Here is an 11,869-nt window from a genome sequence, read left to right as displayed (position 1 = left end):
CGCTCCTCGTCATGAGGCATTGAGGCATACAGCAAGGGCGGTCGAAGTACCGCGCCCGAGGAGGGCGCAAGCAATGGCTGACAATCCGAAGAAGACGGGAGAACCCGATCGCAGCTTGATCGCGCTTGGGCAGGACTACGAAGTGCGCTACTGGACCCAGCGCTTTGGCGTTTCCGAATCGAAGCTGCGGCAGGCGGTCGCTGCCGTTGGCAACTCGGTTTCGCGTGTTGAGCAGTGGCTGAAAACGCACTGAGGCAAATCGGTCGGCACCGCTCGCGGTGCCGACCCTCTCTCGCGTTCTAGTCTGGCTTCTCCCAAATTCAGTTGCTGCGCCTGGCGACGCTTCGGGCTTGAGTCGCAGCGCGCGCAAATCCACCAAATGCCACGACAGCGCTGCGGCCACAATCGCAGTAGCCAGCGTCAGCCCAAGGAGTTGTTCGAACTTTAGTGCCCGTCCGCAAGCTGCGACCAATACCTGCTGAGTCGGCCATGCGTAAATATAGATTCCGTAGGACAGGTCGCCCAGTATCCGGCGTGTGAAAGCAGGGGCCACCGAGCCCGCCCGATCGCGATAGTTTCTGGCGTAAGGGCTAGGGCCAGCGATGCGTAGTCGTTCAACGGAGAGCTTGCGACTACAGCGAGTAAGGGAAGGGCCATGGCGATCGGCATCTGCATGCCCCGATTGTGCGGCATCGCTGCTCCTGCTAGGAAGAAGCCGGCGAATATCGTGAGCGCGGATGTAGTGGCAGTGTGACCACAGCGTCTGCTCATACCAGCCCGGCGACCAGTACAGGATGCCTGACGAAAATGGCCGCGGCTGCCCGTGGCTGCGTAGGCGACAACAGTCTGCCCCTCTACCGAGACGATGGTGGCTGTACCGCTGCGGTTGATCACGCTACGGTACGGCGATGCGCGAGGGCGACGACACATCCGACATCAGGATTGGCACACGCGGCCTACTTACACGTCGCGAGGCCGAAGCAGTGCTCTGGATCGCCCTGGGCAAGACGTCTTGGGAGGCCGGCCGCATCCTCGGTGTTGCCGAGGGCACGATGAACGTGCACGTCGCCAATGCGTCGGCGAAGCTTGGGCTTCCAACAGGGCGCACCTTGTCACGCGTGCTTTTGCAGAGGGTATTCTGGCGCGCGGAAGACAGCATTAGGTTGGGGCATGTGAGGGGGCATGGCGGCAAAGGTGAGCGCGAATGACACATGTATATCAGTCGCTTAGCGCGCAAATGCGGCTGCGGCGAAAGCTTCACCACCCAGGCCGACGCCGCCTGATCGACGCCGCTTGATCCGGGTTCCCGCCGCGGCACTGCCGGTGGAGCGGGGCAGACGTTAAGCTTGCCGGCTTTCGCACAGGAAGCCGTCGATGTTCCGTTCACTGATGCTGGCCGCGCTGGCGGCCGTCACCGTGGCCGCGCCGCTGCGCGCGCAACCCGCGACCGACAAGCACGCGGCGCTGGAGGCGCTGTTCGCCGCCGAGTGGGAACGCGGCCTGCGCGAAAGCCCCGAGAACGCCAGCTACAACGGCGACAACCGCTACAACGACCGCTGGAGCGACCGCAGCCTGGACGCCATCGCCCGCATCGAGGCCAACGATCGGGCCGCGCTGGAAAAACTGCACGCCATCGGCCGCGAGGGCCTGTCGCCGGCTGACCAGCTCAACTACGACACTTTCGAATGGAACCTGCAGCAGGCGGTCTCCCGCCAGCGCTTCAAGGAATACCTGCAACCGATTGGCCACCAGGGCGGGGTGCAACTGGCCGACGGCATGGCCGAGGTGGTGCCGTTCGCCAGCACGCAGGACTATCGCAACTGGATCACGCGCCTGGCCGGCCTGGACACCCTGATCGACCAGACCCTGGCGCTGATGCAGCAGGGCGTGGCCGAAGGCTACATGCCGCCCAAGGTGCTGATGCAACGCGTGCCGGCGCAGATCGCCGCGCAGATCGTCGACGACCCGTCGAAGAGCCCGTTCTACCGCCCGTTCCTGAAGTTCGCCGACAGCGTGCCCGAGGCCGATCGCGCCGGCCTGCAGCGCGAAGCCCGGCAGGTCATCAGCGCCGAGGTGGTGCCGGCCTACCGCAAGCTGCAGGCGTATTTCAACCAGACCTACCTGCCGGCCAGCCGCGCCAGCATCGCCGCCACCGACCTGCCGGACGGGCAGGACTTCTATGCCGCCATGGCGGCGTATTACACGACCACGCCGCTGACGCCGCGGCAGATCCACGACGTGGGCCTGAAGGAGGTCGCGCGCATCCGTGCCGAGATGGAGAAAATCAAGGCGCAGGTCGGCTTCAAGGGGGACCTGCACGCCTTCTTCGACCACCTGCGCAGCGACCCGAAATACTTCTACAAGACTCCCGCCGAACTGCTGGAGGCCTACCAAGCGCTGTCCAAGCGGATCGACCCGGAACTGGTGAAGGCGTTCCACACCATTCCCCGGTTGCCCTACGGCGTGCGGCCCATCCCGGACAACGCCGCGCCCGACACGACCACCGCCTACTACCAGCCCGGCGCCGCCGACGGCAGCCGCGCCGGCTATTACTACGTCAACCTGTACAAGCCCGAGACCCGGCCGAAGTGGGAAATGATGGCGCTGTCGCTGCACGAGGCGGTGCCCGGCCACCATTTCCAGATGGCGCGCGGCATCGAACTGCCGGACCTGCCGATGTTCCGCAAGACCGCCTATTTCGTCGCCTACGGCGAGGGCTGGGGCCTGTACGCCGAACGCCTGGGCTACGACATGGGCCTGTACGACGATCCCTACGACCGCTTCGGCCAGCTGACCTACGACATGTGGCGGGCGGTGCGGCTGGTGGTGGACACCGGCATGCACTCGATGGGCTGGAGCCGTGAGAAGGCCATCGCCTATTTCAAGGACAACGCCGCCAAGACCGACCAGGACATCGTCAACGAGATCGACCGCTACATCGCCTGGCCGGGCCAGGCGCTGGCCTACAAGATCGGCCAGTTGAAGATCTCCGAACTGCGCGAGCGCTCGGCCAGGGCACTGGGCCCGAAGTTCGACCTGCGCGACTTCAACGACGAGGTCCTCAACACCGGCTCGGTACCGCTGGCGGCGCTGGAGAAGCGCATCGACGCATGGATCCAGGAGCAGAAGGGGCGCTGAAGCCCCGTCGTCCCGGCGAACGCTGGAACCCATTTTCGCGACCACGCAATACCCTTTTAATGCAGTGTAAAACATAACAAAATCAAAGATTAGCTGGATATTCCTCGAGTATTTTCACGGATTATCGATGCGATCGCGGATGCCGCGTTCCAACGCCGAGGGCTTCCCGCTTATCGCCGCCGGCCTCTCCATTTGCCTGCAAGTCATTGACCTGCCATAATTTCCAGCTCCCTGACGCCCATGCGGGCAACGGGGTCCTTGCTCCACCGCGCCCATCCGGGCGACGGGGGGCTGTCCCGCCCGGCGCCGCGAGGCCGCCGGGCCCACATCCGAAAGGTAAAAACGATGCGTCACTATGAAGTCGTATTCCTGGTCCACCCGGACCAGAGCGAGCAGGTGCCCGCGATGATCGAGCGCTACAAGGGCTTGATCGAGAACGGCAACGGCAAGATCCACCGTCTGGAAGACTGGGGCCGCCGCCAGCTGGCCTACCCGATCCAGAACCTGGTGAAGGCCCACTATGTCCTGCTCAACATCGAGGCCGACCAGGCCGTGCTGAACGAGCTGGTGGAAACCTTCCGCTTCAACGACGCGATCCTGCGTCACCTGGTGATCAAGCGCGATGGCGCCGACACCGAGCAGTCCCTGATCATGAAGAACAAGGACGAGAAGGGTGAGAAGTCGGAGCGTGGCGAGCGTCGCCGTCGCGATGACGACGAAGGCGAGAGCAACGAAGCCGCCGCCGAATCCTCCGACAACGCTGAAGCCGCTTAAGGAGCACCCCCATGTCCAAGTTCTTCCGTCGCCGCAAGTTCTGCAAGTTCACGGCCGAAGGCGTGAAAGAGATCGACTACAAGGATCTCAACACTCTGCGCCAGTACCTGACCGAGACCGGCAAGATCGTCCCGAGCCGCGTCACCGGCACCAAGTCCCGCTACCAGCGCCAGCTGGCCACGGCGGTCAAGCGCGCGCGTTTCCTGGCGCTGATCCCGTACACGGACAACCACGACGTGTAAGCGTCGATGGCCGGGCGCCCAGGCGCCCGGCGGTGGAGCCTCCCTCGCAAGGGAGGTTCCTTTCTTCACTGTCATTCGGACAGCCCACGCTGCGGGCAAACCCCGCTAACGAATACGGAGCAATACGATGGAACTGATTCTTCTGCAGAAAGTCACCAACCTCGGCGTCCTCGGCGACAAGGTCAACGTGAAGCCCGGCTACGGCCGCAACTACCTGGTCCCGCAGGGCAAGGCCGTGCCGGCGACCGCCGCCAACCTGGCCGAGTTCGAAGCCAAGCGCGCCGAGTACGAAGCCAAGGCCAAGTCCGTGCACGATGAGGCCGAAGGCCGCCGCGCCAAGCTGGAAGGCGCCAGCGTGACCATCAAGGCCAACGCTTCGACCGAAGGCAAGCTGTTCGGTTCGGTCGGCCCGCGCGACATCGCCGACGCGTTCACCGCCGCCGGCCTGCCGCTGGAAAAGAGCGAAGTGGTGATGGGCGAAGGCCCGATCCGCAACATCGGCGAGTTCGAAGTCATCGCCAAGCTGCATGCCGACGTCGAAACCCCCATCAAGGTGGTCGTCGAAGCCGAAGCCTGATAACCCGGGCCATGCGGTACCGGAACGGGCGCCTCGCGGCGCCCGTTTCCATTTGTATTCCGACGTGTTATCTCCAGACACGTCTCGTCGAACGGGGCGCGCGGGCATCACGTTGCCGTCCGTCGGCGCACTGCTTCCTTCACCGGCCGGGTCTCAGCTGCTGAGATTCCCACCGGTTATCCACATGGTTATCTGCAACCACCCTGCGGTGGAGCGACTACCATGACCAGTCCCGTTCCGTTCGTCCCGCACCGGTCACAGGAGTCCGTCACCCCCATGTCCGCCCGCCAAGGTTTCCGCAACGACCCGCAGGATGCGCGTATCGAACAGTTGCGGGTGCCGCCGCACTCCATCGAGGCGGAACAGGCGGTGCTGGGCGGCCTGATGCTGGCGCCGGAAGCCTATGACCGGATCAACGACAAGCTCACCGACAACGATTTCTACCGGCGCGATCACCAGCTGATCTACCGCGCCATCAGCGAACTGGCCGAACGCAATCGTCCCTACGATGCGGTGACCCTGGGCGAATGGTTCGAATCGCAGGGACACCTGGAGCAGGTCGCCGGCGGCGCCTACCTGGTGGAACTGGCCAGCTCCACGCCATCCGCCGCCAACATCGTGGCCTATGCGGAAATCGTCCGCGACAAGGCGGTGATGCGCCAGCTCATCGACGTCGGCACCGGCATCGTCAACGACGCCTTCCTGCCCGAGGGCCGCGAGAGCGCCGAACTGCTGGCCGTGGCCGAGCAGAAGGTGTTCGCCATCGCCGAGGCCGGCGCGCGCGGACGCACCGATTTCGTCGGCATGAATTCGGCGTTGAAGGACGCCTTCGAGGTCCTGCAGCACCGCTTCGAGAACGGCGGCAACGTCACCGGCCTGCCGACCGGCTACACCGACTTCGATCAGATGACCGCCGGCCTGCAGCCGACCGACCTGATCATCCTGGCCGCGCGTCCGGCCATGGGCAAGACCACCTTCGCCCTGAACATCGCCGAGTTCGCCGCCATCAAGTCGAAAAAGGCGGTGGCGGTGTTCTCGATGGAAATGTCCGCGGCCCAGCTGGCGCTGCGCCTGATTTCCTCCAACGGCCGCATCAACGCGACCCGCCTGCGCACCGGCCAACTGGAAGACGAGGACTGGAGCCGCGTCACCAGCGCGATCCGGATGCTCAAGGAAACCAAGATCTTCATCGACGACACGCCCGGCCTGTCGCCGGAGGTGCTGCGCTCCAAATCGCGCCGGCTCAAGCGCGAGCACGACCTGGGCCTGGTGGTCATCGACTACCTGCAGCTGATGTCCGTGCCCGGCAACAGCGAGAACCGCGCGACCGAGATTTCCGAGATTTCGCGCTCGCTCAAGGGCCTGGCCAAGGAACTGAACGTGCCGGTGATCGCGCTGTCCCAGCTCAACCGCTCGCTGGAAACGCGTACCGACAAGCGCCCGGTGATGGCCGACCTGCGCGAATCCGGCGCCATCGAGCAGGACGCGGACATGATCGTGTTCATCTACCGCGACGACTACTACAACAAGGAAAACTCGCCGGACAAGGGCCTGGCCGAAATCATCATCGGCAAGCAGCGTAGCGGCCCGACCGGCTCGTGCAAGCTGAAGTTCTTCGGCGAGTACACCCGCTTCGACAACCTGTCCCACGATTCGATCGGCAGCTTCGAATAAGCGCCACGATGCCGCTCGCCCTGGTCTGGTTCCGCAACGATCTGCGCCTGGACGACAACCCGGCGCTGCGGATGGCGCTGGAGGAGGGCTACACGCCGGTGCCGGTGTACATCCATGCACCGGACGAAGAGGGCGGTTGGCTCCCCGGCGCGGCGTCGGATGCGTGGCGGCATCGTTCGCTGCGCGCACTGGACACCGACCTGCGCACACGTGGCTCCGCGCTGCATCTGCGCGCCGGTCCGTCCGACGCGGCGTTGCAGGCGCTGTTACGCGACAGCGGCGCGCGCGCGGTGTTCTGGAACCGCAAATACGAACCGGCGACCCAGCCGCGCGACGCCGCGCTGAAGAAGCGACTGCGCGGGCAGGGATTGCGGGTGGAAAGCGCCAACGGCAGCCTGCTGTTCGAGCCCTGGGATCTGGCGACCGGGCAGGGCACGCCGTACCGGGTGTTCACGCCGTTTTGGCGCAATGCGCGGGCGCGCTGGGAGGCGCTCGCTCCGCGCTGGCGGGATCGATGGCGCGCACCGGCGCGGTTGCCGGCGCACGACGTGGCGGCCGGTGTGCCGCTGGAAGCGCTGGGACTGGCCCCGGCCATCGGCTGGGATCGGGGATTCTGGGATCAGTGGCAGCCCGGCGAAGCCGGCGCGGCGGAAGCGCTGGAAGTGTTCATCGAGGGCGCCTTGCGCGGCTACCGCGAGGACCGCGATCGGCCGGACCGGGTGGGAACCTCGCGATTGTCGCCGCATCTGCACTTCGGCGAGATCGCGCCGTGGCGCATCGCCGCCGCGCTGGAGCAGGCGCGCACGGCGGCCAACGCCGCCGACGTCGAAGCCTATCTGCGCGAACTGGGCTGGCGAGAATTCGCCTGGCACCTGCTGCATCACTTCCCGCACACCGCCGAACGCAATCTCAATCCGCGCTTCGATGGATTCGATTGGGCCACCCCCGGGGCCGGCGTTCTGGCGGCCTGGCAGCGCGGACGCACCGGCGTGCCCATCGTCGATGCCGGCATGCGCGAGTTGTGGGCCACCGGCTACATGCACAACCGGGTACGGATGATCGTCGCCAGCTTCCTGACCAAGCACCTGCGCCTGCACTGGTTGCATGGCGCGCGCTGGTTCTGGGACACGCTGGTCGATGCCGACCTGGCCAACAACACCCTGGGCTGGCAATGGACCGCCGGCACCGGTGCCGACGCGGCGCCGTATTTCCGCGTGTTCAATCCGGTCGCCCAGGCGCGCCGGTTCGACCCGCACGGGGATTACATCGCCCGCTGGGTGCCGGAACTGCGCGGACTGCCGCCACCGGCCCGCTTCGCACCGTGGGAATCGCCGGCGCTCGCCGCGCGGCTGGCACCGGACTATCCCGCCGCGCCGCTGGTGGACCTGGCCGAAGGCCGCGAAGCCGCGCTGGCCGCGTACCGGGCCAGCGGCGGCTAGCCGCGTTGACGCCTTTCGCCGCCGCGTGCTTCACTCGAACGCAGCGAAGGGAGGGCAGCATGGCGACCAAGAAAGGGCCGGGCAAGCCGCGCCGCGAGGCGATGTCGCGGGTGGATACCGCCTGGCTGCGGATGTGCCGGCCGACCAATCCGATGATGATCACCGGCGTGTTGATGTTCGACGAGCCGATGACGCTGGAGCGGCTCAAGCAGGTGATCCGCAAGCGCTTCCTCGCCTATCCGCGCTTCCTCCAGAAGGCGGTCGACACCGCCGCCGGCGCGGCCTGGGTGGAAGACACGAATTTCGACATCGACTGGCACGTGCGCCTGTCCGCGCTGCCCGGTCGCAGCGATCCGCAATCGGAAAAACGCGCGCTGGAACGTTTCGTCAGCCAGATGGCGTCCACGCCCCTGGACAAGACCAAACCGCTCTGGCAGTTCCACCTGGTCGAGCGTTATCGCGGCGGCTCCGCGCTGGTGGCGCGCATCCACCACAGCTATGCCGACGGCATCGCGCTGGTGCAGGTGCTGCTGTCGCTGACCGACACCACCCGCAAACCGGATCGCGGCAGCGAACTGCGCGCCGCCTGGCTCAAGCAGGATGGCGTGGAAGTGGTGCGCCGGGTCGGCGCGATTGATCGCTACGTCAAGCTCGGCGGCAAGATGCTCGGCAAGGGCATGGAGATGTACCGGGATCCGACCCTGGCGACGATGCTGGCGAAGGAGGGCGGCGAAATCGGCCGCGAGCTGCTGGCGGCACTGGCGCTGTCCGACGATCCGCCCACGCTGCTGCGCGGGCCGTTGGGCGTGAGCAAGCGGGTGGCGTGGGCCGAGCCGCTGGATCTGGAGGAGGTCAAGGCGGTGGGGCGCGCCTGCGACTGCACCGTCAATGACGTGCTGATGGCCACCGCGGCCGGCGCGCTGCGCAGTTACCTGCTCGAACGCGGCGAGAACGTCGATGGCGTGACCCTGCGCGCGACCGTGCCGGTCAACCTGCGGCCGCTGGAACACGCGCGCAAGCTGGGCAACCATTTCGGCCTGGTGTTCCTGGATCTGCCGGTCGGCGAGGCCAATCCGATCCGCCGGGTGGAGCGGGTCGCCAATTGCATGAACAACTTGAAAAACTCTCGCCAAGCCATTGTTGCATTTGGACTTCTTGCGGCACTCGGAATGGCGCCGGCGGCTTTGCAGGGCGTCGCGCTGGAGCTCTTCAGCCGCAAGGCCACCGCGGTGGCCACCAACGTGCCCGGGCCGCAGCAACCGCTCTACATGGGCGGCAGCCGGGTGCGCGACATGATGTTCTGGGTGCCGCAGACCGGTTCCATCGGCATCGGCGTATCCATCCTCAGCTACAACGGCCGCGTGCACTTCGGCCTGATCGCCGACGCGAAGCTGGTCCCGGATCCCGACGCGGTGATCCGCCGTTTCGGGCCGGAGTTCGAGAAGCTGCTGTACCTGGCGCTGATGGGGAACTGGGATTACACCCTCGACGCCGGCGCGGCCGAGTCGATGCTGGAGCAAACCGCGCCAGCAAGCTGAACAGGAAGGTGCATGCTTTTCCGGATCTTCACGGCGCTTTAGCTATCAGACAGAACGGACTCGGTATTTTTCGCCGACGCTGAATGATTTGGCGGGATGCGTTCCCACACGACGAGGAGATGTCCATGAACAAGTACACCGTCAAGACCACGCTGATCGCGCTTGGCGCCGCGGTGGTGTTGAGTTCCTGCGCCAGCTATACCGGCCAGACCAACGATCCCAATGATCCCAACCGCACCCGCACCGGTGCGCTGATCGGTGCCGGCATCGGCGCGGCGGTCGGCCTGCTGAGCGGCAAGGATGCGACCGATCGTCGTCAGCGCGCGCTGATTGGCGCGGGCGTCGGTGGCCTGGCCGGTGGTTCCATCGGTGCCTACCAGGATCGCCAGGAAGCCGAACTGCGCCGCCAGACCGCGGGCACCGGCATCGACGTCAGCCGCGATGGCGACGTGATCAAGCTCAACCTGCCGGACGGCGTGACCTTCGATTTCGGCAAGGCGGACCTGAAGCCGCAGTTCTACCCGGCGCTCAACAACGTTGCCCGCACCCTGTCCGAGTACAACCAGACCATCGTGGAAGTGACCGGGCATACCGACAGCATCGGCAGCGATGCGGTCAACCAGCGGCTGTCCGAACAGCGCGCCGCGTCGGTAGGCAACTACCTGATCGGCCAGGGCGTGATGCGCGAGCGCTTCGAGATCGTCGGCATGGGCAAGCGCTATCCGATTGCCAGCAACGACACCGATTCCGGCCGCGCGCTCAACCGCCGCGTCGAGATCCGGGTGCTGCCGGTGCGTTCCTGAACATCGCGGCATTCGCGGAATGAAAGAGGAAAGGGCCGCGCAAGCGGCCCTTTCTGCTTGCGTCCCGCGTCTTCCGCCGCGATTGCACACGCCCGCGGGAAGATCAGAATCCGCGCCGCCGGCATTCGCCATCCAGTCGCCTGGCATCGACGTTGCGGCTGTAGTTCGCCGCCTCGCTGGCCGGCATGCCTTCGATCAGTGCCTGGTACATGCCGAGCCGCTTGATCCGCCGGCCAAGCGGGCCGTTGACCTTGTTCTCCTCGGCGACCATGCCCGCGTAGAGAATGGTGAACAGCTGATCCACCAACAAGGCGTCCTCGCCATAGGCGGCGGACAGGCCGGTGATCCACGCCAGCACGGCGGGACTGGCCTGCGCGCTGGTGCGGTCGTATACGCGCACGAAATCCTCGTACAGGCGGTAGGCGCCGTGGCGCGCCGCCAGCGCCTGCAATTCGCCGAAATACCAGGCATCGCGTGGGGCGAAGCGCGATGCGCCCGGTGGCGTCAGGTAGACGCACCAGTCGTCGAACTGGCCGCGATCGAATTCGATCAGCGCGCCATCGGAGAGGGTCTTGAAGTGCCGGCGCATGCCGCTCAGGCGAAGCGGTCGGCCAGCGCGTCGGTGGCCTGCACCAGCGCGTCGACGATGGCCGGATCCGCGGCGCTGTGGCCCGCCAGCACCACCCGCAGATCGGCTTCCGGCCACGCCTGCGCCAGATCGTGGGCGCTCTTCATCGGGCAGATGATGTCGTAGCGGCCATGCACGATGGTGGCGGGGATGTGGCGGATGCGGTCGACGCCGCGCAGCAACTGGTCCGGTTCCAGGAACACGTTGTGGCGGAAATAGTGGGCCTCGGCGCGGGCGACGCTGACCGCCACCTTCGGATCCTCGAAGTTGCCGGCTTCGGCGGGATCGTGGAGCAGGGTGGTGCTGCCGCCCTCCCAGTCGCTCCACGCGCGCGCGGCCTCCAGCCGGACCGCCGGATCCGGGCCGTCCAGGCGCCGCCAGTAGGCTTCGACCATCTCGTCGCGCTCAGGCTCGGGGATGTAGGCCAGGTAGCGTTCCCAGCGTTCCGGGAAGATCCAGCGTGCGCCGCCGTCGAGTTCGTTGAACCAGCGCAGTTCGCCCGGCCGGCCAAGGAAGATGCCGCGCAGCACCAGGCCGAGCACGCGATCCGGATGCGCCTGCGCATAGGCCAGCGACAGCGTGGAGCCCCACGAACCGCCGAACACGACCCAGCGATCGATGCCGAAGTGCTCGCGGATCCGCTCGATGTCGGCGACCAGGTGCCAGGTGGTGTTGTCGCGCAGTTCCGCAGACGGGGTGGAACGGCCGGCGCCGCGCTGGTCGAACAGCACGATACGATAGCGCGCCGGATCGAAGAAGCGCCGATGGTAGGCGGACAGGCCGGCGCCGGGACCGCCGTGCAGGAACAGCACCGGCAGGCCGTCCGGATTGCCGCATTCCTCGATGTACAGCGTATGCAGGTCGTCCACGGCCAGCCGCTGGGTGCGGTAGGGCTCGATCTCGGGGTACAGCTCGCGCACGTGCGGGATCCTTTTACGTTTGCGCGAAGGATAGCGCAGGCGCGTCTCCGGCCATGGGCATGAGCTGAATTTACTCGCCTGTCAACCCGTTTCGCGCGCGGTCCGGGGTTGCCACAATCGGCATCCCACCCGACGC

General features: G+C 66.2%; 12 protein-coding genes. 10 read left to right on the top strand and 2 right to left on the bottom strand.

Annotation, left to right across the window (positions count from 1 at the left end; genetic code table 11):
* Positions 1-73: 73 nt before the first annotated feature.
* From IQ458_RS02115 to IQ458_RS02070, 10 genes are all read left to right on the top strand, one after another.
* Positions 74-253, top strand: coding sequence for a DUF3606 domain-containing protein (locus tag IQ458_RS02115; RefSeq protein WP_203321755.1), 180 nt, complete (start codon positions 74-76; stop codon positions 251-253).
* 655 nt (positions 254-908) lie between these two features.
* A complete protein-coding gene (locus IQ458_RS02110; protein WP_203321754.1) occupies positions 909-1,208 on the top strand; it encodes a LuxR C-terminal-related transcriptional regulator in 300 nt (99 codons plus the stop codon).
* 166 nt (positions 1,209-1,374) lie between these two features.
* A complete protein-coding gene (locus tag IQ458_RS02105; RefSeq protein ID WP_203321753.1) occupies positions 1,375-3,138 on the top strand; it encodes a DUF885 domain-containing protein in 1,764 nt (587 codons plus the stop codon).
* 345 nt (positions 3,139-3,483) lie between these two features.
* Positions 3,484-3,912, top strand: a complete 429-nt coding sequence (rpsF, locus tag IQ458_RS02100; RefSeq protein ID WP_141453032.1) for a 30S ribosomal protein S6 — start codon at positions 3,484-3,486, stop codon at positions 3,910-3,912.
* Between the two features lie 11 nt (positions 3,913-3,923).
* Positions 3,924-4,154, top strand: coding sequence for a 30S ribosomal protein S18 (gene rpsR, locus IQ458_RS02095; RefSeq protein WP_079726029.1), 231 nt, complete (start codon positions 3,924-3,926; stop codon positions 4,152-4,154).
* Between the two features lie 127 nt (positions 4,155-4,281).
* Positions 4,282-4,731: a 50S ribosomal protein L9 gene (gene rplI, locus IQ458_RS02090; protein WP_183641669.1), complete on the top strand. Its 450-nt coding sequence runs from the start codon at positions 4,282-4,284 to the stop codon at positions 4,729-4,731.
* Positions 4,732-5,007: 276 nt separating this feature from the next.
* A complete protein-coding gene (locus IQ458_RS02085; RefSeq protein ID WP_183641666.1) occupies positions 5,008-6,405 on the top strand; it encodes a replicative DNA helicase in 1,398 nt (465 codons plus the stop codon).
* Positions 6,406-6,413: 8 nt separating this feature from the next.
* Positions 6,414-7,844, top strand: a complete 1,431-nt coding sequence (locus IQ458_RS02080; protein ID WP_203321752.1) for a cryptochrome/photolyase family protein — start codon at positions 6,414-6,416, stop codon at positions 7,842-7,844.
* Between the two features lie 59 nt (positions 7,845-7,903).
* Positions 7,904-9,382: a WS/DGAT/MGAT family O-acyltransferase gene (locus IQ458_RS02075; protein WP_183641661.1), complete on the top strand. Its 1,479-nt coding sequence runs from the start codon at positions 7,904-7,906 to the stop codon at positions 9,380-9,382.
* A gap of 125 nt (positions 9,383-9,507) precedes the next feature.
* Complete coding sequence (locus IQ458_RS02070) at positions 9,508-10,185, top strand: YiaD family glycine zipper/OmpA-like lipoprotein (protein ID WP_183641658.1); 678 nt, start codon at positions 9,508-9,510, stop codon at positions 10,183-10,185.
* 103 nt (positions 10,186-10,288) lie between these two features.
* Here IQ458_RS02070 and IQ458_RS02065 read toward each other — a convergent pair whose 3' ends face one another.
* Complete coding sequence (locus IQ458_RS02065; RefSeq protein WP_203321751.1) at positions 10,289-10,774, bottom strand: DUF7004 family protein; 486 nt, start codon at positions 10,772-10,774, stop codon at positions 10,289-10,291.
* Positions 10,775-10,779: 5 nt separating this feature from the next.
* Complete coding sequence (pip, locus tag IQ458_RS02060) at positions 10,780-11,733, bottom strand: prolyl aminopeptidase (RefSeq protein WP_203321750.1); 954 nt, start codon at positions 11,731-11,733, stop codon at positions 10,780-10,782.
* Positions 11,734-11,869: the final 136 nt, after the last annotated feature.

The organism is Pseudoxanthomonas beigongshangi (assembly GCF_016820515.1).
GTDB lineage: Bacteria > Pseudomonadota > Gammaproteobacteria > Xanthomonadales > Xanthomonadaceae > Pseudoxanthomonas_A > Pseudoxanthomonas_A beigongshangi.
Note: the sequence above shows the minus strand (reverse complement) of the source record. Positions and strands in the feature narration are given on the sequence as shown.

Coding starts and splice junctions, on each gene's coding strand:
- IQ458_RS02115 (WP_203321755.1), top strand. CDS start 74: ATGGCTGACAATCCGAAGAAGACGGGAGAACCCGATCGCAGCTTGATC.
- IQ458_RS02110 (WP_203321754.1), top strand. CDS start 909: ATGCGCGAGGGCGACGACACATCCGACATCAGGATTGGCACACGCGGC.
- IQ458_RS02105 (WP_203321753.1), top strand. CDS start 1,375: ATGTTCCGTTCACTGATGCTGGCCGCGCTGGCGGCCGTCACCGTGGCC.
- rpsF (WP_141453032.1), top strand. CDS start 3,484: ATGCGTCACTATGAAGTCGTATTCCTGGTCCACCCGGACCAGAGCGAG.
- rpsR (WP_079726029.1), top strand. CDS start 3,924: ATGTCCAAGTTCTTCCGTCGCCGCAAGTTCTGCAAGTTCACGGCCGAA.
- rplI (WP_183641669.1), top strand. CDS start 4,282: ATGGAACTGATTCTTCTGCAGAAAGTCACCAACCTCGGCGTCCTCGGC.
- IQ458_RS02085 (WP_183641666.1), top strand. CDS start 5,008: ATGTCCGCCCGCCAAGGTTTCCGCAACGACCCGCAGGATGCGCGTATC.
- IQ458_RS02080 (WP_203321752.1), top strand. CDS start 6,414: ATGCCGCTCGCCCTGGTCTGGTTCCGCAACGATCTGCGCCTGGACGAC.
- IQ458_RS02075 (WP_183641661.1), top strand. CDS start 7,904: ATGGCGACCAAGAAAGGGCCGGGCAAGCCGCGCCGCGAGGCGATGTCG.
- IQ458_RS02070 (WP_183641658.1), top strand. CDS start 9,508: ATGAACAAGTACACCGTCAAGACCACGCTGATCGCGCTTGGCGCCGCG.
- IQ458_RS02065 (WP_203321751.1), bottom strand. CDS start 10,774: ATGCGCCGGCACTTCAAGACCCTCTCCGATGGCGCGCTGATCGAATTC.